The organism is Streptomyces sp. NPDC058257 (assembly GCF_042881845.1).
GTDB lineage: Bacteria > Actinomycetota > Actinomycetes > Streptomycetales > Streptomycetaceae > Streptomyces.
Genome location: NZ_JBHVXJ010000022.1, coordinates 41,665 through 64,465, shown reverse-complemented (window position 1 = coordinate 64,465; position 22,801 = coordinate 41,665). Strand labels below are relative to the sequence as shown.

Genomic DNA, 22,801 nt, shown 5'->3' with positions numbered 1-22,801 from the left:
TGACCGTCAGCCCTTCGGGCCGGCAGGGGGCCAGCTGCGTCACTCGAACGTCATCCCGATGGGAGCATCCCAGAGGTTTGCACTGTTGACGCAGGTGGAATCGTTCCTGCGCCCCAGCGCTCCAGTGGGGCGGGTGGGACTCGAACATCTCCCGGTGACGCGTCTCACCTGCGGCTTTCTCAGCGAAGCTGACAAACCAACCCGTTTCCGTCCGGCTGCATCCCGCTCGATCCGGCCCCCAGGGGGTGCGGTGCAGCGTTCGCTGCACCACATCCGCTGCGACGCGAAGCCGCTTAGCTGATCCCCGTACGGCCCACGCTCACCTCGGCCGGCACAGAAGAACACCCCTTCTCCGACGCGTACTGAACGCCCGTCCGACTCACCGCAGTCTGCATCAGAAGCGCAACTTGTCACCCTCGGTGACAGCGATTACCTGCGATGCCCGCAGGCGGAGATAGACGAGAGCCTAGAGGTTGTCCCATAAATGCCAGCGATCAGCTACTTGTAATGCTTGAGGCGCACCCGCTTTCGCCGCTTCAGCGTAGCCGCCGGCCCGGTCCCTGCAGATTATTTCGACACCCGGGTGCTCGGACAGTCAACTGGCCACCAGTTCTTTCTCCCGCCCTGGCAGCAGATCCACGACCCCGTGACTTTCGGCGTTGACCAGGACGGTCCCGTACTTCCTGCCGCGTTTGGTCGCGAAATCTTCTACCCCCAGAACCCTTGGCTCCAGCAAGGGAGGATCAGGCAATGCAATCACCATGTTGAGCAGGGTGGTTCGGCTAACGGTGACGTGGAGTTCCGCTGCCAGTCTGGCGCCAGCCCGGCCGGCGAGGGCCAAGGCTATTTGGTGAAGCATCGCAGCCAGTTCGGTAGTGCGTCGTCCGTAAGGAACAGTCAGGCCGTCAATCTGTTCAGTAAAAGACCGGCGTCTGCACTCAACTGCATCGCAGTAAAGTCGGCGCACGGATAGTTGAACAACCACGGAGCGTCCGCCTACGGGAGCATCATCCAGGCGTCGTTGATACCAGCTGTGCACACGAACGGAATTCACACCGCAGTCTGGACATGGACGCAACTTCACGGGCACGCGCATCGACCCGTACCACGCACCCGACCAACGAAACCCGCCCCACCAGCACCGCAGCCAGGTGCGGGAACAGCACACAAAGCAAGTTGTCGCACACACTCGACGATGCCAGCGAAGTGACCCAATATCACCTCTCACGGAACTCTTGGCAGAGCCTCTCGATGACGCCGCCGAGCGCCCAGACATGGTCCCGCCGCGGCCGCACTCCCATCGTGCGCGTACGGGGCCGCTCCCGCCGACGGCTATCCGTCGCCGCCCTGGCCTGCTACAAGCCCGGCGAACGCTCCCGACTGATCTACCGGCCCTGCCCCGACGCCCGGCCTGACGGACGCAAAAGCTTCTCCTGGCAGGACTACCGAGACCTGATCCAGACCGCGCATCAGCAGCTCGGCGGCCCGATCGTGCTGGTGTGGGACAACCTGAACACCCATCTGACGGCGGGGATACGCCGCTACATCGCCGAACGGGACTGGCTCACCGTCTACCAACTGCCGCCCTACGCACCTGACCTCAACCCGGTCGAAGGCATCTGGTCGGTACTGCGGCGCACCACCACGGCCAACCGCGCGTTCGCCGATCCGCACGACCTGATCACCGCAGCGTTACTGACCTTGAATGCGTGATGTCGTCATGGTGAGGCGGGGGCCAATCCGGTGCCGGTGAGGCAGCCTTCGAGCACGTTGTGGCGGTACTGGAGCTGGCGTAAGCCGCGTCGGACGGGCTCATCAAGCAACATTTGGTAGGTCCGGCTGCGCTGCGCGTGGCGCCGACCCTTTGGATCCAAAGCAGGTCCGGCGAGATCCGTCGGGCAGTTGCGCCGCCTCTGCGCTCGGACCCGTCATCGACTTGGGCCAGGCCCAGGGGCTTCTGTGGCTCGCGGCATCGCACGCCGGGCCCTCCCTCAACGTCCGATGGGGATTGTTTTGCGCGGAAGCAGCGGCTGTGCATGCACGCTGGCGCAGCAACTCCAGGGCGCGGGCCATACGGGCGCGCCCGATTGGCTTCAGAGGTGCTTCAGTGGCTCGCTGGCTTCCGCACGCCGCTCGGGTTGGATGCGTCGAACACGCCACCAGTTCCACACCGTATGCCCCACGAGAACCATGGCGACCACCACCGAGATGACGCGAATTACATTCCAGGTTACTTCGACAACCAGGCCTTCCGAGTCCGCCTCGGTGCCCAGCCGTTGAGATGTCTCGAAGAATGCGATCAGGGGAACAAGAAGGCGAAACAAGAGGCCGCCGATGCCGGGCGTCCTCGCCACATTCCCCAATAGTCCTACAGGCGCACCGAAGGCGAAAGCTGCGGCCCCCCAGAGCAAGATCCTGGACGAGAGGTCGTCACCAGAACCGCCCGAGATAACCTGTCCTATCGGAGCAACTGGGCTCAGATACTTGAACAGGTAGTACACGATCACACCGATGGCCAACGCCGAAGAAGCAAGAAGTGTCGACTCAACCTTGGAACGTCGAGAATAACCGACCAGAAAGGCGAAGCACGCCCACGACCACCCTCCAGAAAAAACAATACTCACAGCATGGCAAATCGGGTTTTCAAATTTCCCCGTAAATGGTCCAATCACACCAAGCACTGCGCCCGCCCCGAGGGCCGCAGCGATAGGGATTACGCGAACGCGCGGAAAGTATACGATTTTCTTGCCCTATTCTGTGGTCAATTCTAAGGCAGGAATGATGCTTTTCTGGGTTTCTGTGCGGGCGCCCGCACAGAAACCCAGAAGATGCGAACTTCCCCCATGCCCCAGCCTCGACGTTGCCGTCTGGGGTCGGGACCTTTTACTTAGAGTAGTAGGCCTTGCAGGTGTAGGCACCGCCTGCAGTCTTATTGGCATTGGAAGTGTAGCCAGCAGCCGCGGTGTCCTTCACCGTATGGCCCGCGATCTTCACGGTCGATCCGTGCTTCACCCTGCTGTGGTAGTAGTTCGAGTAGCAGTACTTACCGCCTGTGACGGCTTTCCAGCCGTAGCTCCACTTGCCACCACCGACCTCGACGATGGTCCTCGGCGTGACACTTCCCGCCGAATCGTCAATCGCCAGTTCTACGACGCCCCATTCCTCTGGGTCGCCCAGCTCCGAAGGCGGCTGAGTGCCATCCCCGCGGGTGTGGATGGTGATGGTGCCGATGGTGTCGAGCTGCGAACTGTCCGCGGCGGCTGGCGTTGCGAGGGCGACAGCGGCCAGGGCCGTGCCTGCCACTGCGAGAGCTATGGACTTACCGAGAATCTTCATAAATTCCCCTCCCCGTTTCCCCTGTGTGGGGATTGTGAAGCAATCTTGGACAGGTCTACACCTTCCCCTTAAGGGAATTCAAACGCTTGACCGAAAAACACCCCTGCCCGTTTAACGTTGCTTATGTAGATATTTCTCAGTTTTGTAGGGCGCAACTAGCGTCTATCACCTCAAGTCGTCGGCGAACTGTGGCCCTCCACACGCCTGACGCTCCCGCGCCCAACCGCAGCAGTGGCTGATTTCCAACGCTCGGCTCAGGAGGATAGATAGCCCGAGTACCTCGTCGACGGGGAGGACGTTGGGATGTCGAGGTGAACCTGATCGCTCACGCCACCGCAGCTGAGATGTAGCTACACCGTCTCCCCCTCCAATCCGTCGGGGCCCGTGCTCTTGGGAGTCGGCCACGTCATCGTCTTGGAGGGCTCCGTTGAATTAGCGACCACCCAGTCGAAATATCCCTCTACCGCGAAAGTCGGAACCTAATTCCTAGAATTGAGTTCCTACTTCTTTGCTGATTCGAGTTGTCCGCGGGCCCCTGCAATGATTCAGGCACGGCCAACGCCACAAGGCAGTTCCTGGCCGACAGAGATTTCCTCATCGGATCTCCCCTTCGCCAAGAGAGGGGGCTGATTGCCTTGATATGAGTAACGGCTCTAATCGCGGACTAAGAACGGCTAACACAATGAGGTGTATCGGCCCTGGTAGCCGTGCCTGACAGGGTAGTTGGGCGTTGTCCGGGTCGTGGGGACTTCGCCGTGGATCGTGCCGGATGACCTCTGGGAGCGGATCGAGCCGCTGCTGCCGAAGCGGGAACGGCGGTTCAGATACCCCGGCCGTCTGCCGGTCCCTGATCGCCAGGTGCTGTGCGGGATCTTGTACGTGCTGCACACTGACATTCAGTGGGAACACCTTCCGCAGGAGCTCGGCTTCGGCTCGGGTATGACGTGCTGGCGCCGGCTGTGGGACTGGAACGAGGCCGGCGTCTGGCAGCGGCTCCACGAGGTGCTGCTGGCCGAACTGAATGCGGCCGCACGGCTGGACTGGTCCCGATGCGTGGTCGACTCCTCCCACGTCAGGGCCCTAAAAGGGGGCTCCACACGGGCCCCTCGCCGGTCGACCGGGGTAGGGCAGGCTCCAAGCACCATGTGATCACCGACGGGCACGGCACTCCGCTGGCCATCATCCTTACCGGCGGCAACCGCAACGACGTCACCCAGCTGCTGCCCCTGCTCGACGCGATCCCACCCATCCGCGGCCGCATCGGCCGTCCCCCGCGCAAGCCCGACTCGCTCTTCGCGGACCGCGGCTACGACCACGACGTCTACCGCGACCAGGTCCGAGCCCGCGGCATCGTGCCCGCCATCGCCCGCCGAAACACCCGCCACGGCACCGGACTTGGCGTCTATCGATGGGTCGTAGAGCGGACCTTCGCCTGGCTGCACGGCTTCCGACGACTCCGCGTCCGCTGGGAACGCCGAGCCGACATCCATGAAGCTTTCCTCAAACTGGCCTGCTGCCTCATCACCCACCGGCAACTTCAGTCATTGTGTTAACTGTTCGGCGTCCAGCCCTCACCGTCGGCTGCCTCCGCGGCCGCACCTCCGGCCAAGAGCCTCCGCAAAGCATCCGCGTCCCCGTCGGCAGCCGCATAGTGCACTGCCGTCCGCCCCAACCGATCCCGATCCGTCATGCCGACCATCCTCACCCGGCTTGACCAAACAGATAGGGGCACCCCCCTCGCCTGCGTGACGGCGCGGAGCCAACAGATTCACCGACGGATGACGCACAACGAGGATCACCACCAGAGCTGCCGTACAGATGGAAGTTTGCTTGAGGTATTGGGCGAGCTCCGCATGCGTGACGCAGACTCGGCACGCGGACCTCTCGCGGACGACCGGGGGCGTGAACGTGCAGCACCTGCGAATCCGCCTCAGGCCCCGCAGGAGCGGGGAACACGCAAATACCAGGCTGCGCTCTGGGCACCGCAGTAATCAAGAGTTCCCCTCATGGGCCGTAGAGTTTGAAGACAGGTGCCCTAAATGTCGGTTCACGTGCTAGTGAGCAAAGTTGGCTCCCCCAGCCCATGAACGTGCAGGTCGCTCCCTGTGGTCCCCGCGTATGCGGGGGTGGTCCCGAGGTGAAGCTCGCCTCGGCCTACGCCGAACTGTGGTCCCCGCCGGTCCACGCCCGCGTGCCCGCGCAGGCCGTGGTCCCCGCGCATGCGGGAATGTCGACGAGGCTTCGCGACCTACGACACACAAGCGCACCCCGTCGACGCGGTCACGTTCCGTAGTGAGTGAGCTCGCTACGGGCCGTCGCCGCCCTGCTTCGCTGTCCCTTGGTCGGGACCATCTCCGCGCATGCGGGGAGGGCGCCGAATGCGCCCTCCAGCAGTCAGGCGCGTACGTCCCGCTGCTGCACTTCCTTGAGGACCGCCGCCACCGTGGCGAAGTCGTTGTCCACGTGCAGCACCGTGTGACCGTGATGGGCCGCTGTCGCGCACACCAGGAGATCGATGGCGCCGGCGGCGCGGTGCTGCCCTTGCTGGGTGAGCTTGTACTGCGCGGTCTCCACCCAGCGCCACGCGTTCTTGGGAACCGGCGAGAACTGGCAGAGAGCATCCAGCTCCTCGGCCAACTCATCCCGGTGAGCCGGGCTGGTGGCCGAGTAGAGGAACTCCGCCCGCGTGGGCTCGCAGATATGGAACACGCCGGCGGCGATGTGCCCTTCCCAGGGCAGCAACGCCCCCGGCGTGCGGAAGAGGTGCCAGAGGGCGGAGGTGTCGAGGAGGTACGTGATCACTCGAAGGCTGCCCGCCGGGCGCGCTTCGCGGCCGCATGCGCCGCAGCCGCAGCCTCGAACTCGCCCCGCTCACCCCGCGCGGCCAGCTTCTCGGCAGCCTCAAGCCGCTTGATGCGCGCCACGTAGTCCCGCAGAGCTCCGTTGACCGTCTCTTTCTTCGTCGAGACACCCATGAGCCGCATCGCCTCGGCCAGCGCCTCGTCATCGAGATCAACCTGGGTAACAGACATACCAGCCACCCCTCACCGAGAGTCCATGATGTACATAACCACGATACATCACCAACATTCCCTTGTGTGGGCTATCACGCACGAGCCAGACACGACCCGACGATCGCCGAGAGACACCCGCAAGCCGCGGTCACGGACACCACACCCCTGACCTGGCCGCAACCCGAAAGGACGGGGCTACTTCGCCGGGGAACCAAGGGAGGGTGCGGACGCTCGGTGCAGATGGGCCCTTACCGGAGGGCCGTGGGACCGTTCCACGACTCTCCCACGACGGTTCCGCCGCAAAACCCCAGGTCAAAGCCGCTCACTGCTCGTCCTGAATGCGCGAGGACTCACGCTCGCCACACCTCCGTGAGGCGAGCGCCACACGCAAGACGCCCCCAAAAAAGCGCCGTTCCCCCAGGTCAGAACGATTCTGTTGGGGCCAGCTCAGTGGGGCGGGTGGGACTCGAACCCACGGCCGACGGATTATGAGTCCTTTTTGGATCTTCCGATCAGTCCCGAATCTTGCCTTGATCTTCCCATAACCGCAGGTCAGAGCGCCGATGGCCTCCGCCCGCATCCGCCGGCTTCCTGATCCTTCCGGGTCCTTCCGTCCACTGCGAGTCCACTACGGGCCCACTCATGCCCGATTTCACGCACCGCAGACAGGACGCGCTCGGTCATCCGCGCAGGTCGCGGTCATCGTGGTGGAGAGGATTTGAACTCTGGCGCAGCGGAGTGCCTTACCGGCGCAGCGGGCTCCCGCCCCCTGTGCCCGGGGGTGGAGCGGAGCGGCTTCTTGCAGGTCAGCCGCTGTTTCCCAGCGTAGCGCGGGTTCCTCCGTTCACGCCGCCTTGGTGCGCCCGAGTTCGGAGAGCGGCAGCACGTCAGCAATCGCCGTCACAGGAACGTTCGCCTTGGGCGGTTGGACGGCCAGGTCGTAGCCGCCGCCGGGTGCTGCGCCGGGCTTGTGCTGCTTCTCGATTCCCGTGCGGATGGTGCGTACGGGCCCGCCTTTCTCGAACCAGCCCTCCGGGTAGAGGCGTTGGACGTGGGTGAGCCAGTGGCGACCTCGGCGTTCGGGCATCGCGTGCAGGTTGCGCCAGCCGGGGTGGGTGTGGTCGTGAGCGTCTTCGACGGCCTCGTCCGTACGGCGACGGTCGGGGCCTTCCCAGGGGCAGCCGAGGCAGGCCCCTCGGTGGAGGTAGGGCCAGGTCTCACCGGAACCGTCAGGAGCTGGCTGGCCCCAGGAGCGGACGAGGGTTGTGGGCTGGTGGTCGGAGGTGGGCTCGGGCGGGGTGCGCCGGGTGAAGCCGGGGTGCCCCCAGTCGATGCGCCAGATTGGGCGGCAGTCCTTGGTCTTGTCCCAGAACTGGGGCAGATAGGCGGTGTGGCGCGCGACGGCGCCGAGGCGTACGGGCGGGGCGCTCATGGTGTGTGGCTTTCGGGTGGGGCGGCCCCGGTGCTGCCGGGGCCGCCGAGGTGGGTCAGGGGGTGTCGGGCTCGTCGTCTGTGAGCGGCTTGTGGCCGACGGCTCGGTACGCCTTCAGCAGCCTGTGCGGATCTGCGCCGTTGCTGACCCCGTGGTGGAGCAGTTCGGCCATCTCGTAGGTGGGGTCGATGGCCGTTGCTTCCCTGAACGCGAGGCGGGCGAGGACGGTGTCGTCTTGCCGCCAGGCGACCCAGCCGAGGAGTGTGAGGAGGGGCGGGGCCTTGTCGGTGTGCGGGGGTACGCAGCGCCGGGCGAGGTAGGCCCACAGTTGGCGGGTGTGGGGCAGGTCTTCGTCTTCGCCGTAGGTCATTGCCTGGTCTCTGGCTGACTCGTCTTGGAGGCCGAGGATGATGCGGGCGGCTATCTCGTCCATGAGTTGGGTGTTGCCGTTGCGGAAGTCCTTGAGGGCTCCCCCCGTGATCCTGCCGGTGCCTTCGCGGGTGAGGGTCTGCCCGATGCGGGTGAGGGTCTGTTCATGGAGGTCTGCGGCGATGTCGGTCAGGGCGTCGCTGTAGCGGGTCGCGTTGGTGTGGGTGGGGCGGAACTCGCTGGCGATCTCGCTGGGGCGCGGGCGGGGGGTGAAGCCGAGCTGTTTCATTCCGGCCGTGAGGCTGTTCGGGGTGTCGGCGTCCGGGAGCGGTTCGCCTTCGCAGCAGCCCGTCCGGGTGCACTCGTATGCCCACCAGCGGTCGTTGACGATGCCGATGGTCTCCAGGATCACGGCGCCGTCGTTCTTGAGGATGGTGGCGAGCTGTTCGGCGGCTGGGCGGAGCAGTGATGCGGTGTGGTCGTCGGTGTGTCCGGGGTGTGGGTCGCGGTAGAGGAAGACGGTGATGTTCTTCAGGGGGCGTCCGCGATGGCCCATGACGTCGATGAACGTGTGGGCGAAGGCTTCGGCTATGTCTTGCCAGGTGTCCGGGTCGTCCGGGAGCGGCAGGGTCATGGTGGGGCCGTCGATGTAGGTGGGGCCGAGGGTGTTGTGTACGACGATGCTGTTCTCCGGGCGGAATCCGAGGTGGAACGGCAGGGTCTCGACGAGTTCGCCGGGGCCCGCCAGTGGGCGTGCGGGGTGGTGTGTGTTCACTTCTGGTTCCGTTCTTGTGGGGGCGCTGGGGTCAGTGGGTGAGGGTGTCGGGGTGCTGGCGGAGGGCGATGCGGTCGGCGCGGGCCTGGCGGGCGACGGCGAGCAGGTCTCGGGGGTCTTCGCCGTCGATCGTGCCGAGGTGGATGCCGACGGCCAGCTCGTAGTCGGGGTCGGTGGTGAGGGCGTCGCGCAGGGCGAGGCGGGCGGCGATGAGCTCGTCTTGCCGCCAGGCGACGAACGCGAACAGCGTGAGGATCGGGACGGCTTCGCGCGTGAAGGGTTCGGCGCAGTGCCGGGCGAGATGGGCCCACAGGCGTCGGGCGTGGGGCAGGTCTGCGTCCTCCGCGTGTGCCATGCCGGCCTCTACGGCACCGTCGTCTTGCAGGCCGACGATGAGCTGCGCCGTCAGTAGGGGGCCCAGGTCGGTGGCGCCGTCGCGGAAGCGGCGTATGGCGGTCTCGATCTGCGCGAGGGTGGTCGTGAGCGCCGCGTCCTGTCCGAGGCGCGTTTCGCACTGCTTGTTGAAGTTCCGGGCCGCGAGGTCGAGCTCCTGGAGGGTGGTGGGGTCGGCGCTGGCTCGGAACTCCTTGATGATGTCGCGGGTGCGCGGGCCGGGAGTGCGGCCGAGGCGGTTCATCTGCGCCGTGATGCTGGTCGGGTCGTCGGCGGAGGGCAGTGGGTCTCCCTCGCAGCACCCTTCGGTCGGGCACTCAAAGGCCCACCAGCGGTTGGCGACGAGACCGATGGTCTGGAGTACGACGGCGCGGTGCTCCATGAGTTCGGTCGTGAGCCAGTCGGCGACGGGGGCGAGGAGCGCGGCGGTGTCCCAGGGGGTCTGGTCGGGGCGCGGCTCGCGGCAGAGGTAGATGATGACGCCCTGGCCGGGGTCGTGCCCCTGGTCGTTGGCGTAGGCCACGAACTGGCGGGCGGCGAATTCGGCGGTGGCCTGCCACTCGGCGGGGTCGTCGGGCAGGGGGCTCGTCATGGTCGGCCCGTCGATGAAGTTCGGGCCGGGTGCGTGGAGGGCGATGCTGTCGTCGGGGTAGTGGCCGAGGAGGTACGGCAGGATCTGGGCGAGGTTGGGCAGGCTGGTGACCTGGACGGTGTTGTCGGGCGTGCTCACGTCGGGGTTCCTTCCTTCTGCGGTGTGGTGTCGTGCTGGCCGGTATCGGCGGCCGGGGCCTGCGTGGTCGTCGGGTCCGTGGTGGGGATGCGCCGCGGCTTGTTCGTGAGGGCGGGGAGCAGCCGTTCGCGAACGAGGGCGCCGAGGTCGGCGGCCAGGGCCTTGCTGGTGCGGGTGCTGAGCGCGATGTGCCAGGAACGGCCGGGCTGGAGCCGGGCGTCGTTGGCGGCCCGCGCTTCGGCTTGCTCGATGTCCGTGCCGTCAGGGATCGGCGGCAGATCGGGCCCGGCGGTGATCCAGGTCTGGATGGTGTGGCCGCCGGGTTGGATGCGCAGGCCGATGCGGTGGCTGTCGGGGTGGTTGTAAGCGGCGGTGGTCTCGGGGGTGTCGGTGTTCTCCTTGTGCCAGGGGGGTTCGAGTGCGGGGGCGAGTTGGTCCAGGGGCGGGACGTTGCCGGTATCCGGTGCGGCGAAGGCGGGCCTGCGCCGACGGGCGGTTCGTGCAGTGCGGGGGCGGACGAAGTCGTGCTCGTCGGTCATGCCGGGGCGTGCTCCTTGTCCGGCATGAGTTTGTCCAGGAGGGCGACGGCGCGGCGGGAGGCGACGATGGAGGTCGCGGTGTCCATGTAGCGGTCGCGTTCCTCGAAGGCGTCTTTGGCCTCTGCGATGGTCTTGGCGTAGTCGTCTTCCGGTGCGAGGGAGTCGGCGCAGCCGATGAGGCAGCGCGGACCGAGGTCCCAGACGATGGCGTTGATCGCGGCGCACCCGGCGGACAACGCGTCGATATCGACGCCGTACCAGCGGAAGTCGTGCGGGTTGAGGCCGAGGTCGCGCAGGCGCTGGGCGACGGAGCGGAACATCGTGCCGGAGCCGACGGCGGGTTCGGCGAAGGACATGCCCGGCTCGATGTGCTTGTCGATGGTCATGTTGGCCATCAGGTCCGTGACGCCCGCCGGCGTGTGGTACTCGCCGCGCCACTTCTTGTCGCTCTTGTGGCGCAGGCCGGTGAGCAGGGGGCTGAGGACGTCGGCTTCGGAGCGTTGCCAGGCGTCGTCGTGGCCGGTGAGTTCGAGCAAGCCGGTGTTGATGGCGGCGCGGGTGACGGCGTGGACGGCTCGGAGCTGCTGCTTGTCGGGGTCGGGGTTCCAGGCCCAATCGTGCAGGCGTAGCGCGCGGTTGATCAGGTCGGGGCGCTTGATCCAGTGGCCGAGGTAGATCTCCTTGAACAGCTGCGGGAGTTCCTCGGGCTGGAGGTTGAGTATCCAGTCGCCCAGTCCAGGCACATTGCGCACCAGGCAGAGCGCGGCGACGGTGCCGAGGGGCACGTCGATACTGCTGCCGCCGAAGGACTGGTACCAGGCTTCGAGGGCGTTCTCCGCGATCTTGCGGGCGTGCTCGTGCGGGTCGCCCGGGGCGAAGTACCTGCGGGCGGCGATCTTGCCGGGAGCGCGGGTGGTGGCCTTGGACTTGGGCGGGGGCTTCTTCGCCCACGAGGGAGCGGGCCGCGCGGCGGCCGGGGCCGCGGTGCGGGGCATGAAGCTGTCGGGCATGGATGCGGATTCCTTTCTGCGGGCGCGCATGGGGCCGCCCCGGTGCGCAGATGCGCGGCCGGGGCGGCGTGTGGGTGGTGCAGTGGGTCAGCTGGTCTGCTGGAGCGACTGGAGAGCGGCGGCAAGGCCGCGGACCTCGATGGCGTAGGCGGCTTCGGGAAGTCCCGCCTGGCGCAGACCGCTGACGAGGAACATCAGGGCCACCTCGTCGGCGCCCAAGTCGCTGTTGAGCTCGTCGAAGGACTTCTCGCGCAGCTCGTCGGGCCGGTGCTCATAGCCGACGCGCAGGGTCTGCTCGATGTCGGCAACGGTCGCTTCGCTCTCCTCTTCGGTGAGACCGAGGAGGGAGGACCAGGCGGTCAGGCTGGCGTCGTCCACGGGGAGCTTCATGGGGCTGGTGCCTTTCGGGAAGGCCCGTGCCCGGCCGCGCCGTGCGGCCAGGCACGGGCGGGGTGTCAAGAGGTCGAAGAGGTGGGGAAGGGGTCGTGCCGGTGGTCGGGGTGGCAGGCCGCGTACAGGCCGCCTTCCAGGCGTTCGGGGATGACGCCCCATCCGGCCCAGTTCATGACGGCGAGGTAGCCGAGGTCGCCGCCCGCGAAGCCGGTACGGGCCTTGGCGTCGGGGTCGGGGGCGATGAACACCCAGCCGGGCAAGTTGCCGGTGTCGTCGGGCACGACCTGGAAGCCGGGGCGGAGTTCGTGGGTGCCGTCGGTGTGGATGGGCGGGAGTCCGGCGGTGCTGAGGATGCGCACGGCTTCCTGGACGTACCGGTCGCCGTGGCACTCGGGCAGGGTGCCGACCCCGGTGTGGATGGGGGGCTGGTACGGGGCGATTCCGACGCTGGCCTTGTAGATGTCCATGAGGAGCTGGGCGTCGTCGCGTCGGCCAGCGTGGCGCATGGCGAGGTTCGCGACGATGACGATGGAGTGCCGGTCCTGGGCGAAGAGGCGGCGGAACTGTTCGAGGGTCATGCCGGTGGTCACCTGGATGCGGGCGAAGGTGCGTGAGGCAAAGCGGGCGGCGTGGGCGACGTGTTCGGGGTCGAGCCCTATCTGTTCTGCGAGGTGCTGAACTCCGGGCGAATAGTCGGTCATTTGGTCTCCAAGAGGACGCTTGCGCGTATGGGTGCGCCCCCGGCGGTTAGCCGGGGGCGCGGGGTGTTTCGTGGGGGTTGGTGGTGCTCAGCGGCGTCGGCCACCGCATCCGGCGTGGCCGCAGCCGCCACAGAAGCCGCCGCTGTTGCACTCGCAGCCGCAGCCGCTGTTGTTGGTGGTTTCCACTTCCAATTCCCCTTTCCGTTCGGGCATTTCCCGAATTCCTTACTTATATCTTAATGGCAAATACCCCAGAAGCAAGGTTTGCCCGACTGAATGCGAATTGATTTGCCGCAATTCAATTCCCTAATTCGCGGCTGCTGGAATGAGGTCGGGCCACCGCACCGCCTCCAGCGCCCGCCGGTGGGTGTCGGGCACCGGCACCGTCGGGTAGCCGAGCCAGTCGAGCCCCATCGCCGCGAGGATCGTGGCGTCGGCCTGGTCGTAGCGGCCGGGCCCCTCGCACTCGACGCCGTACCGCTCGACGGCCACCGAGCGCACCATCCCCTTGGCGACCCGGGAGCGGTCCTGCCGGGGCCACTCCTGGGCGGGGTTCGCCCGGCCGGTCGCGTAGATCGTGCGCCCGTGCGGGGTCACGACGGCGTACGGGATGCGGTGGCGCCAGAGGTACTGGGTGACCAGCCACCACAGCCCCGCCAGCTCGTGGTGCCCGGCCTGCGCACCCTGGGCGTACGCAGCGCCCTCGACCACCACCAGGTCCGCGCCGTCCTTCACGCTCAGCGCGACGGCGGCCAGCAGCCAGTCCAGCCGTTCGTGGCTGCGGCGGCGTCCGGGCCGGTAGGCGTACGCCCAGTCCGTACCGGCGACGCCGGTCGAGGTCAGCGACAGGTCAAGGCCGACGACGCGCGGCTGCCACTCCCCCTCCGCCTGCACGCTGGGCAGGGTCACCGGGGCGCTCTGGAGGTCGGCGGTCACGTGGCACCCCCGGCCAGCCGGGGAGCGCGGCCGTTCACCGGCTGCCCCCGCGGGTTGCCGTGCGGTGCTTGGTGATCAGCCGCTCGGCCTCGTCCATGGCCGGGCCCTTGTGGCTGTCGACCCACTCGCCGTCGTAGCTGCCAGCCGGGCCCCACAGGTACCAGCCGGTGTCGTGGTAGCCGTCCTTCGGATTCCGGCGTCGGTGGCCCAGCTCCCACCAGCCGTCGCGCCACCGCACCAGGCGCTTCGCGGCGGGGTCGGGCACCCAGCCGGCCCGCTCGGCGAGGGCCTGGAGACGGGCCACATCGGTGCGCAGCATCGCCGCTTCGGCGGCGGCGTCCAGGTCGCGCGGGGCGGTGTGCTCGGTGCCCGGCTGGTACGCGGGTGAGGCGGGCCGCAGGCCGAGCTGCCGTATGGCCTCGTCCCGTTGGCGGGCGACGCGCCGCAGCAGGGTCGCCGCGCCGGGCATGCCCCGCTCCTCCAGCCACTTCGCGGTGGCCTCGATCTCGACTCCCACGGATCGGTCGTTCATCTGTCGAACTCCTTCGGCAGGGCCGCCCCGGCGCACGCCGGGGCGGCCCCTGGTGCGGTGATTACGGGCGGTCGGCCTGGGGCGTCTTGGGGTCCTTCTGGATGCAGTTGCCGGACTCCGGCACCGCGCGGCGGCCCGCGACAAGGTCCTTGAACCGGGCACCGGGGCGGTACTTCACGACGCGGCTCTTGTCGAGCTGCATCGGCTCGCCCGTCTGCGGGTTGCGCGCGGCGCGCGCCGGGCGGTCCTCCGGGGTGAGGCTGCCGAAGCCCGTGATGGAGAAGGTTTCACCGGCCGCCACGGCGCGGACGATCGCGTCGAACGTGGTCTCCACGGCGAGAGCCGCCTGAGCGCGGTCGCCGGTCGCGTCGGCCACGACCTTGATGAGCTGGGCCTTATTCACTGGGTGTTCCTCTCGGATCTCTGTCTGTGCCGCAGGAGTTGAGGGGCGGGCGCGCCACGCGCCGGGCAGGGGCCTGAGCCCGAAGCCGGGGTCCGCGTCGTGGTCGCGTACCGCAGTACGGAAGTGCGGTGGGTGATTCATGAATGCCATCTATCTCTGGTCAGTCGGGGAGCCGGATCAGGAACTTCCCGCCCGCGAGCACCTGGGAGATCGGCAGGGTGACGGCCGCGTAGTCGGCGGAGACCAGCGTCGGCTCCTCGCCGGGGCCGGGCCGGGCGGGCACCATCCACTTCGTTCCCGTGTGGTCGGCGTAGCGCGCCCCGACCTCCAGGAGGACCCCGGCGTGGAGGAACAGTCGGGTGCGCAGCGAGGAGGACCAGCCCTTGCCCGGCGTCGGGCCGTCCAAGGTGTGCGGTGTCTGGACGCCGAGGAAGTCGGGTCCGGCGGTCACCAGCGTCCCCACGGGCCCCAGGGAACGGAACTCGATCGCCTCGCCGTCCCTGCCGGCGTTGCCCCACAGGGCGAGGTCGTCGGCGTTGAGCTGCACGGGGCGGCCGACGGCCAAGGGGTGGTCGCGGGCGTCGAGCACGAGGCGCAGCAGTGCGCGCCAGGGCAGGCGGCCGATGTGGAGGGCGGCGGGGACGGTGATCTGCGCGGGGCCTTCGGTGAAGCGGAGCTGCTGGTGGCCGCTGTCGGTGACGTGCTCGACGGTGACGTGGTCGGAGGACTCCAGCCAGGCGCGCAGCGCGGCGGCGTCGTCGTAGCCGACGGGGGCCGTCCACACATCACCCTTCACGGACGTACGGGCGACGGCGAGCGTCCGGTCGCTGCACGCGACGGCGTGGAGGTGGCCGGGGGTGCAGTCGAGGATCAGTGCATCGAGGTCGTGGGCGTCGTCGTCCGCCAGAAAGCGGTGCGGGGCGACTCGGTCGAGGGTGGCCGCTAGGTCGTGGGCCTTGATGGTGAACATGCTCTTTCTCCGCAGGAGTTGTAGGGGTGGTGATCAGGTGTCGGATGTGCGCTTGCGGGCCCTGCGGGCCTGCTGGGCGAGCCGTCCGGCTTCCCGGCACAGGGAGCAGGCGCGCTCCCCGCGCCGGTTGTGGGCGCGGGCTCCGGCTTCAGTGCCGTGGGTGATCTGGTGCCGTTTGCGCTCGCGCAGCTCGGCGGGCCGCGCGTCCTCGCAGGTCGCGAGGACGTGACCGCTGCGCCAGAGCCGCCCGCCGCACACACCGTCGAACTGGCTCGCGCTCGGCGTGACCAGGTCGACGCACTGCGCCCGGAACGGGCAGCCGTGGCAGACGGCGAGGAGGGCAAGAACCAGCGGCTCCGTCGGGGCTTCGGCCGCCGCCTCCTCGGACGCGAAGCGGAGGTCCCCGGCGCAGGGGGCCTTGGCGACCCACCCGTTGCCGCTCATCTGCTCCTCCTCCCGGGTGTCAGGCGGTCGGCGGCAGCGGCATCAGGCGCATCTGGGCGCTGGGGCTGATGCCGTGCGGGTGGGCGTAGTCGCTGGGCACGGGCATCAGGTGCCGGTCGGCCAGGGCGGGGAGTGCGAGCACCTGGCACATGAGTCCGCTGAGGGCGGTGTCGCACGAGGAAGACCAGCGCGGGCGCGGGCCGCGCACCGGTGTGCCGTCGTCGGCAACGCCTTCAAGGACCTCGATGACCCGCCCGGCAGCGCGGCCGTCGACCACGACCGCGGTTGCCTCCGGGTGATGGTCGCGGACCAGCTCGGCCACGCGGGCAGCGCGGTCGGCCGGGGGCAGCTCCAGCAGCCACGAGTTGCCGAAGCCAGCTGAGTTGCGGTGGACCGATGCCCACGCCGGGGAGGTGTAGGGCGCGAGCGCGGTCTGTAGGTCGGCCTCGATCTGGTCGGCGATGTAGTCGAGCGGGTGCTCCTCCTCCCCGCCGCGGTTGTCCCACAGCTCCGGGCACGTCCCCAGCGGGCTGGGCTGCGCACCCAGTACGCCGTGCAGGTCGAGGGTGCGGGAGCTGTAGAAGGCGAAGTTCACGTGGACTGCCTCCGGGCAGGCCGTCCGGATCTTCGCGGTGATGTGGTCGAGGACCGCGAGGCTGTACGCCTTGTCGATCCGCAGGCGCTCGGCCTCCAGCTCCGCGCGCTGCTCCGCGAGGATGGCCAACTGGTCTTGTGCTGCCGGTGTCATGGCAGGGGAATCCCTTCTTGTTGGGTGGGGTCAGGCAAGGACGGGCTTGAGGCGCTCACCGATCCAGCGCGCGACGTTGACGCTCACGGCGTTACCGGCCTGCATGGTCTGGGCGGCCTTGGAGCCGACGACCTCGTACGTCTCGGGGAACCGCTGCGCGCTCAGCTGCTCCCGGGGCTGGAGCATCCGGAAGTAGCAGTCCTCGATGGCGGGCGCGCTGCGCACAACTGCCGCCGAGTCGTGGGTCGACAGGGTGTGCAGCGGCTGGCCTGCGCTCTTCGGCGCGGCCTTGCGGTACGGGATCACCAGGGTGTTGCGGGCCCGGGTGCGGACATCACCATCGGGCACGATCAGGCCGTGATGACGGGCGGTGGCGATGGTGCTCAGCGGGGCGTCGATCGGTGCGGCGTCGCAGTTGTTGCGGAACTCCACGATGAACGGGTCCACGGTGACGAGGGCTTCGCTCTCGCGGGTGGTACGGGTGCGCATCGGCTCGGCCGCCGAGGAGGCGGTGTCGTTCCACGAGCCGCCGACTGGCACCAGGAGGGCTTCGCCGAGCTTGGCCGTGCGGGTGGGCATCGGCCGGGTGCTCGGGTCAAAGGCCCGGTCGGTGCCGTCCTTGCCGTGCGTGAGGGTGACGACGGAGGGGTCGTAGGGGAACTTCGTCAGCCCGGCTTCGATGCGGCGCATCGTGTTGGGCACCAGCGGCTTGGCCCGGTCCCCGATGCGCTGGCCGATGTTGTCCCACATGATCACGTCGGAGGCGGGCCGCACGTACGGCTCCACCAGCGCATGTCGGCAGCGGGTGTTCGGGCACCGGTAGTCGTACTGCTGCTGATATTTGCCGACCTTCACCTGCGGGTCGCGCCAGCTCTGGCGGGCCTTGACGTTCCGCCCGCAGTCGAAGCAGTGCGACAGCGGGCGCGGCGCGAGATCGGGGCGGCGGATACCGGCGAGGGTGAAGACGAGGTACACGCGGTCGCGCCACTGCGGGGCGTACGGGTTGGTCTCCGAGCCGATGTGCGCGGAGGACACGGAGACGATCTGGACGCGGTAGCCGAGCTTCTTCATGGCGCGGATCCACTCGGGGAACAGCGTCCAGTCGGTGATGAACTCGACCACGTTCTCCACGACGACGCAGGGGAAACCCTTCGCCTCAGCGGCGCGCAGCACGCACCAGGCGGTCACGCGGGTCATCTCGAATGCCTCGGGCGGCAGTTCGCGCCACTGCTCCTCTTCCTCGAAGAGGGCGTCCTGTACGGGGTCGGGGCGCTTCCTGCCGCCGGCGGGGCTGATCTCGGTGCAGATGATCGAGGCCCACAGCACGAGGGCCTTCGGGAGCCAGCGCATGGGGTAGTTCTGGATGTCGGCGCAGCGCGCCGCCGCGGTCGGGTGGTTGAGCCCGAAGGTGTCGACGGCGTTCTGGTAGTGGTTGATGCCGAGGATGGGGTCGAAACCGGCTTCCAGCAGGCCGGTGGCGTCTCCTCCTGCTCCGCAGAGCAGGTGGATAGATCGGGGCACGGTCTTAGGTCTCCAAGAGGCGGGGCCGCCCGGCCCGGTTCGCGGGCCGGGCGGCCGTGGGTCAGGACTGGTCGGTGGCGCGTAACGCGCGGTGGTGGCGGCTGTCCTCGATCCCGAGGGCGGTGAAGGCCCCCAGTCCGAGGGCGCACACGATCAGCAGCCAGATCACCGCTCAGCGCCCCCTGCGAGGTGCGCCGCGCGGCGCGGGCGGTCAGTCATCGCTGTGGGCGACGGGGAGGTGTTCGAGGTCGTCGCCGTGGGGAGCGCGGGCGACGGCGCGGTGTTCGACGTCGTCGGCGCGGGTGATGCGGGCTACGACCACGTGGCCGACGCGTTCGAAGAGGGAGAGCGGGTAGCCGTCCGCCTCCGTGCGCTCCCACACCTGCCGGTAGCCGTCGCTGACGGCCAGCTGGCGCGTCCACTCGTAGTAGCGGGCGACGGCCGTGCCCGGAGCCTCAACGGGGGCGCACTGGTTGTGGTTGGCCCCGTAGGGCGCGCTGTAGGTCCCCGAGAGCATGAGCCGCGTCGTGGTCTTCGGGACATCCAGCTCGTCGATGCGCGTGAACATCGGGATGAGGCCGTTGCCGTGGTGGGCCTGCGCACGGTCCGGGGTGGACTCGTACAGCACGCTGTGCTGCGAGGGGGTCTCGATGTTCTGACGCAGGACCATCCACCCGGTCACCTCGGCCGGGTCGACGGGCAGGGAGTGCTCGGAGGCGATGATCAGTTCGGTGCCGTCTCCGAGGTCGGAGCGGACGTGGAATTCGCCGCCGCAGATCTCGATGTCGGTCACCCAGCCGTTGTGGCGAAGCGGGGCTATGACGTGGCGGTAGCCGTGGAACAGCTTGAGCCATAGCGGGTCGTTCAGTCGGTTGTGGTCGGGCAGAGCCGCGATCGTGGTGGTCATGTGCTGGTCTCCAAGAGGGTGTGCACGGCGGGCGCGCAGAACGCACGCCCGCCGTTGAAAAATGTCACCTATCTCAGGTGACGCGAACGTCAGACGGCGGGCAGCTCGCTGTGCGCGAGGACGCTCACCGCCCACATCCGGCCGCCGGGCGTGACGACACAGCCGGTCAGGCGGCCCCGGTGAGGCAGGACGAGGCCGCTACCACCCTCTTCCTTGCGGAGGTCGCCCACGAGCTCGCGGACGCCATGCTCGGCGCACTCGGGCGAGCAGTAGACGCCGTCGCCGACACGGGGGGCGAGGTGCGGGCCGTGGATCACTTCGGCGACGACGAAGAACGCGTCGGATGCCGGGGTGAGGGTTTCGGTCATCGTTGGTCTCCAAGAGGCTGGGGAGTTCGGCCAGTTCCGAACTCTTACTTATATCTTAATGGCATACACCGGGGCGTCAATGTTGCCGATCTTGCTAACGCCGCTGCTGCTGCCGGGAGTTGGCGCCCTTATCGCGTCCCATGCGGGCCAGTTCCCGCGTCCGCTGGCGGGCCATCTCCAGGGCCTGCGGGTCGGTCTGCGCCACACGGCGCTCCTGCTCGGCGAAGAACTCCTGTAGCCAGTCCTGCTGGCCGCGATGCTCCCGGTCGACGGCCTCGCGCCGCGCCTCCTCCCGCCCGGCACGCGGGTTGGTGCCACAGCCCCGGCAGTTGTTCACCGGCTTGGCGTGCTTCGGACAGCCCGCCCGCTGCTGCGCTCCCTGCCCCGCCCCCGGCTCCCCTGCGGCGTCAGCCGTGGGGGTAGGGGGGATAGGAAGAGAACAGGAAGAAGGTGGAAGAGAAGGGGTTTCCCCAGGGGAACCCGCCCGGTTTCCCTGCGGCAACCCACTGGGTTCCCCCGCGGCAACCCTGCCCTGACCCGAATCAGGGTTCCCCTCGGGCAACCCTGCCTCCGCGGCAGCCTCGGCAGCGGCCCGCGCCTCCTTCCGCGCGGCGACGTCGTCCTGCGTACGGGCCGCCGACGACGGCTTGCGGCGCGAGCCCTTCCGCGCCAGCCGGGGGTTCTTCGGCGCACGCTGCGCCGCACGGCGCCGCTCGATCAGCTCCTCCGTCGAGGGAATCGGCGGCACACCGTAGGGGAACACCCGGTACTCGGCCCGGAGGCCGACACGGCCGATCGTGACCCGCTCGACCAGGCCGAGCCCGACGAGCTCGGTGACGACCGTGATGACCTGCTTCTCCCCCACGCCGGCCCAGGCCATCATCCGTTCCAGGCCCGGCCTCGCCAGCCTGGTCTGGTCATCAGCCGAGTCAGCGATCTTCATCAGGACCGCCTTCTGCGTCTGGTTGATCACCTGCTTCGGCAGATAGGCAGCCGCCACCATCATGTGGATGCTCACCGGCACCTCTCCGTCGTTCCGTACGGTTCCCGCACTGAGGCAGGGGTGGGGCGCACTTCGGCCCCACCCCCGCCAGGTGGCGTGGTCAGGACTTCTTGCTGGCGGTCACGTTGATGCTCACCGTGGTCAGCCGGTCGTGGTCAAGGCGCGTGGGCACGGGTATGCCCACCTCCTTGAGCGTCGCCTTCATGGCCGCCGCGTCCGGCGCCATCGGCACGTCCAGTCCCGCGCGGCGGTACAACGCGACCATCGCCTCGACGTCATCGGCCTTGGTCGGGTTGCCGCCGCTCCACTTCAGGACGTTGTCGCCGTAGACGCCCGGCTCAGAGCCGTCGAGCTTGGCGCGGGCGAGCTTCTGCTGCTCCTTGAGCGGTTTCATCTGCTCGCCCGCCTCGACGTACTCGGCCAGCGCCGTGGCGCGGTCCTCGTCGTCGTGGATGAGCTGGCTCTGTGGAGAGCGCCCGGCGACGAGTGGGCCCCAGCATGCGGTGCGGAACGGGCAGTGGTCGCAGATCACCGAGATTCCCGGGCCCTGGAAGGTGCGCGGCAGCTCCTCCGGTGTGGAGGCGGCCCGCACCTGCTGGACCCACCAACGGGCCCGCCGGGCACGCTCAGCCTCGTAGGCGATCTCCTGGACGTGGTCGTCACCGTTGTCGCGGTTGATGAACCGGAAGCGGATGCGGGCGACCGGCACCGGCCCGAGGTAGGCGAGTTGGCGCTGCCCCCTGACGCTGGCGAACCCCTCGCTGCCGAGGAGATCGGCGTACAGGTACACCTGCCGCAACTCGGCCTCGCTCGCGCCGTACCGCAGGACGTTGTCCCACTGGTACGTGCTCTTCGTCTTCACGTCCTCGACCGTCGTCTCCTCGGCGGGGAGCGTGGGGCGCAGCCGCTTCGGGAGCCGGGCGGCGGTCGCGCTGTCCAGCTGGACAGCGTCGATGTGGCCCCGGACGGTCGTGTCTTCGACGCGGCGCTCGATGAGCCAGCCGTACTCCTCGCGGGCAGCTTCGAGTATCCCGGCGTGCAGCCAGGTGCCGAGGATCGCCTTGCGCTTCTCGCCGCCATCGGTCGGGGTGTGGCCGTGCAGGAGGTATCCCGCTCGGCGGGCGCACACGGTGTCACTGGCGCCGAGCTTGGTCTGTTGGGAGCGGGGACGGCGTGCGTCCGCCGCGTGCGCGGCTGGCCACAGACTGAGGGGCCGCTCGGCCGCGATGGTCATGGTGGTCACGATGGTCTCCAAGAGGATGGGGTGCCGCCCGCCGACAACGGGCGGCACCCGGTGTCAGCGGGATCAGGAAGCGGCGCGGCTCGGCTCGGCCGACTTGCGGGGCTTGCGCTTGGGCGGGGCCTGGTCCTGCTCGGCCCCTGCGTCAGGCGCCGGTTCCGGGTCCGCCTTCTTCGCGGGGCGCCTCCGCTTCTTCGGCGCGGGCTTCTCCGGGCTCGCGCTCGCCGCGACGTCGGCGGACCCGTCCTTCGCGTCGTCGCCGGAGCCTTGTCCGGCTTCGAGCCCGGCGGCCTGCCGCAGACGTCGGGTGGCCTCCTCGGCTTCGCGTACGACGACTTCGGAGTCCGCCCGCTCCATCTCCTCGTCCACGTACACGCCGGACAGGTCCTGCGGCGCGGCCATGCGCAGCGAGCCGGCCTCGGCGCACTTGCGCACCATGTGAGCGGGCATCTGCTGCCACATCTTCGCCACGACGTACGTGCCCGACTTGCGGTCGTAGTACGTCGGGGCGAACTCGTCCCAGCGGGCGATGAACGGGAAGCGCGCGGTACCGCGCACGACGGTGACCTTGACCGCGGCCGGGTACACCTTGGACAGCCAGACCTCGTGGGCGTTGCCCTCGGAGTCGTAGTAGACGGTGTCCTCGTAGGAGATGGACTCCCCGGCCTTCGCCGCCGCCCGGTGGGCGACGGTCCGGAACCCGTCGATCCCGGTCTGGATGGTCCACGTCTTCTCGGGCTCGTCAGGGTTGTCGGCGGCCTTCCAGTTGGTGCGGCCGATCATGTAGATCTGCCGCGCGAACGGGTCGAGTCCGGTCCGCACGCAGTAGTGGAAGAACATCGCCAGGTGCCCGCGCGGAGCGTTGGCCAGGCCGGGGCTGATCAGGGCCAGCGTCGAGAGCTGCTTGTGGTCGAACTCGTCCTGGTCGCCGCGCAGGACGATGGCGCTGGGCCGGATGGCCGGAGCAGCGGCCGGAGCGGCCTCGACCACCGCGCCCTCCACGGCGGCGGGCTCTGGGGGTTGTTCGTCGGTCACGA

The 22,801-nt window shown here is 68.4% G+C and carries 26 protein-coding genes and 1 pseudogene; 2 read left to right on the top strand and 25 right to left on the bottom strand.

The window, feature by feature from the left end; translation table 11 throughout:
- Nucleotides 1-595: 595 nt before the first annotated feature.
- A complete protein-coding gene (locus ACFVXC_RS35490) occupies nucleotides 596-763 on the bottom strand; it encodes a hypothetical protein (protein ID WP_389914331.1) in 168 nt (55 codons plus the stop codon).
- Between the two features lie 240 nt (nucleotides 764-1,003).
- Nucleotides 1,004-1,096, bottom strand: a pseudogene (locus tag ACFVXC_RS35485) (hypothetical protein); the annotation flags it as partial.
- A 155-nt stretch (nucleotides 1,097-1,251) separates the two neighbouring features.
- Between ACFVXC_RS35485 and ACFVXC_RS35480 the strand changes: the two are divergent.
- Complete coding sequence (locus ACFVXC_RS35480) at nucleotides 1,252-1,713, top strand: transposase (RefSeq protein WP_389914077.1); 462 nt, start codon at nucleotides 1,252-1,254, stop codon at nucleotides 1,711-1,713.
- A 380-nt stretch (nucleotides 1,714-2,093) separates the two neighbouring features.
- Here the strand turns inward: ACFVXC_RS35480 and ACFVXC_RS35475 are convergent, their stop codons facing one another.
- A complete protein-coding gene (locus ACFVXC_RS35475; RefSeq protein ID WP_389914074.1) occupies nucleotides 2,094-2,681 on the bottom strand; it encodes a hypothetical protein in 588 nt (195 codons plus the stop codon).
- A 202-nt stretch (nucleotides 2,682-2,883) separates the two neighbouring features.
- On the bottom strand, nucleotides 2,884-3,336 hold the full coding sequence (locus ACFVXC_RS35470) for a lactococcin 972 family bacteriocin (RefSeq protein ID WP_389914071.1): 453 nt from the start codon (nucleotides 3,334-3,336) through the stop codon (nucleotides 2,884-2,886).
- A 741-nt stretch (nucleotides 3,337-4,077) separates the two neighbouring features.
- On the opposite strand from ACFVXC_RS35470, the gene ACFVXC_RS35465 reads away from it, so the two are divergent.
- Nucleotides 4,078-4,889 (top strand): IS5 family transposase gene (locus ACFVXC_RS35465; protein WP_389914068.1). Its coding sequence is split into 2 segments (ribosomal slippage): nucleotides 4,078-4,416 and nucleotides 4,419-4,889, totalling 810 coding nucleotides; the frame shifts between segments, so codons are not numbered across the junction.
- A gap of 841 nt (nucleotides 4,890-5,730) precedes the next feature.
- On the opposite strand, the gene ACFVXC_RS35460 is transcribed toward ACFVXC_RS35465, so the two are convergent.
- From ACFVXC_RS35460 to ACFVXC_RS35360, 21 genes are all read right to left on the bottom strand, one after another.
- Nucleotides 5,731-6,138, bottom strand: coding sequence for a PIN domain nuclease (locus ACFVXC_RS35460; RefSeq protein WP_389914066.1), 408 nt, complete (start codon nucleotides 6,136-6,138; stop codon nucleotides 5,731-5,733).
- On the bottom strand, nucleotides 6,135-6,368 hold the full coding sequence (locus tag ACFVXC_RS35455) for a type II toxin-antitoxin system VapB family antitoxin (RefSeq protein WP_073724608.1): 234 nt from the start codon (nucleotides 6,366-6,368) through the stop codon (nucleotides 6,135-6,137). Before ACFVXC_RS35455 ends, ACFVXC_RS35460 begins: the two co-directional genes overlap by 4 nt.
- Nucleotides 6,369-7,194: 826 nt before the next feature.
- Nucleotides 7,195-7,782, bottom strand: coding sequence for a DUF6349 family protein (locus tag ACFVXC_RS35450; protein WP_384274626.1), 588 nt, complete (start codon nucleotides 7,780-7,782; stop codon nucleotides 7,195-7,197).
- 55 nt (nucleotides 7,783-7,837) lie between these two features.
- Nucleotides 7,838-8,926: a DUF4192 domain-containing protein gene (locus tag ACFVXC_RS35445; protein WP_384274628.1), complete on the bottom strand. Its 1,089-nt coding sequence runs from the start codon at nucleotides 8,924-8,926 to the stop codon at nucleotides 7,838-7,840.
- A gap of 31 nt (nucleotides 8,927-8,957) precedes the next feature.
- Nucleotides 8,958-10,049: a DUF4192 domain-containing protein gene (locus ACFVXC_RS35440; protein ID WP_384274630.1), complete on the bottom strand. Its 1,092-nt coding sequence runs from the start codon at nucleotides 10,047-10,049 to the stop codon at nucleotides 8,958-8,960.
- Nucleotides 10,046-10,588 (bottom strand): hypothetical protein, encoded by a 543-nt coding sequence (locus ACFVXC_RS35435; protein ID WP_384274632.1) that lies wholly within the window; start codon nucleotides 10,586-10,588, stop codon nucleotides 10,046-10,048. The genes ACFVXC_RS35440 and ACFVXC_RS35435 overlap by 4 nt, the downstream gene beginning before the upstream one ends.
- On the bottom strand, nucleotides 10,585-11,598 hold the full coding sequence (locus ACFVXC_RS35430) for an N-6 DNA methylase (RefSeq protein ID WP_384274634.1): 1,014 nt from the start codon (nucleotides 11,596-11,598) through the stop codon (nucleotides 10,585-10,587). The genes ACFVXC_RS35435 and ACFVXC_RS35430 overlap by 4 nt, the downstream gene beginning before the upstream one ends.
- A gap of 87 nt (nucleotides 11,599-11,685) precedes the next feature.
- The gene (locus ACFVXC_RS35425) at nucleotides 11,686-11,988 is read right to left on the bottom strand and encodes a hypothetical protein (protein ID WP_384274636.1); all 303 of its coding nucleotides are present in this window, start codon (nucleotides 11,986-11,988) and stop codon (nucleotides 11,686-11,688) included.
- A gap of 65 nt (nucleotides 11,989-12,053) precedes the next feature.
- A complete protein-coding gene (locus ACFVXC_RS35420) occupies nucleotides 12,054-12,692 on the bottom strand; it encodes a hypothetical protein (protein WP_384274639.1) in 639 nt (212 codons plus the stop codon).
- 306 nt (nucleotides 12,693-12,998) lie between these two features.
- Nucleotides 12,999-13,628, bottom strand: a complete 630-nt coding sequence (locus ACFVXC_RS35415; RefSeq protein WP_384274641.1) for a hypothetical protein — start codon at nucleotides 13,626-13,628, stop codon at nucleotides 12,999-13,001.
- Nucleotides 13,629-13,662: 34 nt separating this feature from the next.
- Nucleotides 13,663-14,160 carry a hypothetical protein gene (locus tag ACFVXC_RS35410; protein WP_384274643.1) on the bottom strand — a complete coding sequence of 166 codons (498 nt, stop codon included), beginning with the start codon at nucleotides 14,158-14,160 and terminating at the stop codon, nucleotides 13,663-13,665.
- Between the two features lie 61 nt (nucleotides 14,161-14,221).
- Nucleotides 14,222-14,563: an HU family DNA-binding protein gene (locus tag ACFVXC_RS35405; protein ID WP_384274645.1), complete on the bottom strand. Its 342-nt coding sequence runs from the start codon at nucleotides 14,561-14,563 to the stop codon at nucleotides 14,222-14,224.
- A gap of 160 nt (nucleotides 14,564-14,723) precedes the next feature.
- A complete protein-coding gene (locus tag ACFVXC_RS35400) occupies nucleotides 14,724-15,533 on the bottom strand; it encodes a hypothetical protein (RefSeq protein WP_384274648.1) in 810 nt (269 codons plus the stop codon).
- A gap of 33 nt (nucleotides 15,534-15,566) precedes the next feature.
- A complete protein-coding gene (locus ACFVXC_RS35395) occupies nucleotides 15,567-15,977 on the bottom strand; it encodes a hypothetical protein (protein WP_384274650.1) in 411 nt (136 codons plus the stop codon).
- A gap of 19 nt (nucleotides 15,978-15,996) precedes the next feature.
- Entirely contained in the window at nucleotides 15,997-16,725 is a 729-nt protein-coding gene (locus ACFVXC_RS35390; protein WP_384274652.1) for a hypothetical protein, read from the bottom strand.
- A 30-nt stretch (nucleotides 16,726-16,755) separates the two neighbouring features.
- Entirely contained in the window at nucleotides 16,756-18,246 is a 1,491-nt protein-coding gene (locus tag ACFVXC_RS35385) for a DNA cytosine methyltransferase (RefSeq protein WP_384274655.1), read from the bottom strand.
- Nucleotides 18,247-18,457: 211 nt separating this feature from the next.
- Nucleotides 18,458-19,153 (bottom strand): hypothetical protein, encoded by a 696-nt coding sequence (locus tag ACFVXC_RS35380; protein WP_384277521.1) that lies wholly within the window; start codon nucleotides 19,151-19,153, stop codon nucleotides 18,458-18,460.
- Between the two features lie 89 nt (nucleotides 19,154-19,242).
- Entirely contained in the window at nucleotides 19,243-19,521 is a 279-nt protein-coding gene (locus ACFVXC_RS35375; protein ID WP_384277523.1) for a hypothetical protein, read from the bottom strand.
- Between the two features lie 94 nt (nucleotides 19,522-19,615).
- Entirely contained in the window at nucleotides 19,616-20,539 is a 924-nt protein-coding gene (locus tag ACFVXC_RS35370) for a helix-turn-helix domain-containing protein (protein WP_384277525.1), read from the bottom strand.
- An 85-nt stretch (nucleotides 20,540-20,624) separates the two neighbouring features.
- Nucleotides 20,625-21,758, bottom strand: coding sequence for a PD-(D/E)XK nuclease family protein (locus tag ACFVXC_RS35365; RefSeq protein WP_384277648.1), 1,134 nt, complete (start codon nucleotides 21,756-21,758; stop codon nucleotides 20,625-20,627).
- Nucleotides 21,759-21,830: 72 nt separating this feature from the next.
- Nucleotides 21,831-22,799 carry a recombinase RecT gene (locus tag ACFVXC_RS35360; RefSeq protein WP_384277528.1) on the bottom strand — a complete coding sequence of 323 codons (969 nt, stop codon included), beginning with the start codon at nucleotides 22,797-22,799 and terminating at the stop codon, nucleotides 21,831-21,833.
- Between the last annotated feature and the right edge of the window lie 2 nt (nucleotides 22,800-22,801).

Excerpts from the sequence above, each read along its gene's own strand:
- ACFVXC_RS35480 (WP_389914077.1), top strand. The coding sequence starts at position 1,252 with ATGACGCCGCCGAGCGCCCAGACATGGTCCCGCCGCGGCCGCACTCCC.
- ACFVXC_RS35470 (WP_389914071.1), bottom strand. The coding sequence starts at position 3,336 with ATGAAGATTCTCGGTAAGTCCATAGCTCTCGCAGTGGCAGGCACGGCC.
- ACFVXC_RS35395 (WP_384274650.1), bottom strand. The coding sequence starts at position 15,977 with ATGAGCGGCAACGGGTGGGTCGCCAAGGCCCCCTGCGCCGGGGACCTC.
- ACFVXC_RS35425 (WP_384274636.1), bottom strand. The coding sequence starts at position 11,988 with ATGAAGCTCCCCGTGGACGACGCCAGCCTGACCGCCTGGTCCTCCCTC.
- ACFVXC_RS35450 (WP_384274626.1), bottom strand. The coding sequence starts at position 7,782 with ATGAGCGCCCCGCCCGTACGCCTCGGCGCCGTCGCGCGCCACACCGCC.
- ACFVXC_RS35390 (WP_384274652.1), bottom strand. The coding sequence starts at position 16,725 with ATGACACCGGCAGCACAAGACCAGTTGGCCATCCTCGCGGAGCAGCGC.
- ACFVXC_RS35410 (WP_384274643.1), bottom strand. The coding sequence starts at position 14,160 with ATGAACGACCGATCCGTGGGAGTCGAGATCGAGGCCACCGCGAAGTGG.
- ACFVXC_RS35375 (WP_384277523.1), bottom strand. The coding sequence starts at position 19,521 with ATGACCGAAACCCTCACCCCGGCATCCGACGCGTTCTTCGTCGTCGCC.
- ACFVXC_RS35380 (WP_384277521.1), bottom strand. The coding sequence starts at position 19,153 with ATGACCACCACGATCGCGGCTCTGCCCGACCACAACCGACTGAACGAC.
- ACFVXC_RS35435 (WP_384274632.1), bottom strand. The coding sequence starts at position 10,588 with ATGACCGACGAGCACGACTTCGTCCGCCCCCGCACTGCACGAACCGCC.
- ACFVXC_RS35400 (WP_384274648.1), bottom strand. The coding sequence starts at position 15,533 with ATGTTCACCATCAAGGCCCACGACCTAGCGGCCACCCTCGACCGAGTC.
- ACFVXC_RS35430 (WP_384274634.1), bottom strand. The coding sequence starts at position 11,598 with ATGCCCGACAGCTTCATGCCCCGCACCGCGGCCCCGGCCGCCGCGCGG.
- ACFVXC_RS35455 (WP_073724608.1), bottom strand. The coding sequence starts at position 6,368 with ATGTCTGTTACCCAGGTTGATCTCGATGACGAGGCGCTGGCCGAGGCG.
- ACFVXC_RS35420 (WP_384274639.1), bottom strand. The coding sequence starts at position 12,692 with ATGACCGACTATTCGCCCGGAGTTCAGCACCTCGCAGAACAGATAGGG.
- ACFVXC_RS35490 (WP_389914331.1), bottom strand. The coding sequence starts at position 763 with ATGGTGATTGCATTGCCTGATCCTCCCTTGCTGGAGCCAAGGGTTCTG.
- ACFVXC_RS35365 (WP_384277648.1), bottom strand. The coding sequence starts at position 21,758 with ATGACCATCGCGGCCGAGCGGCCCCTCAGTCTGTGGCCAGCCGCGCAC.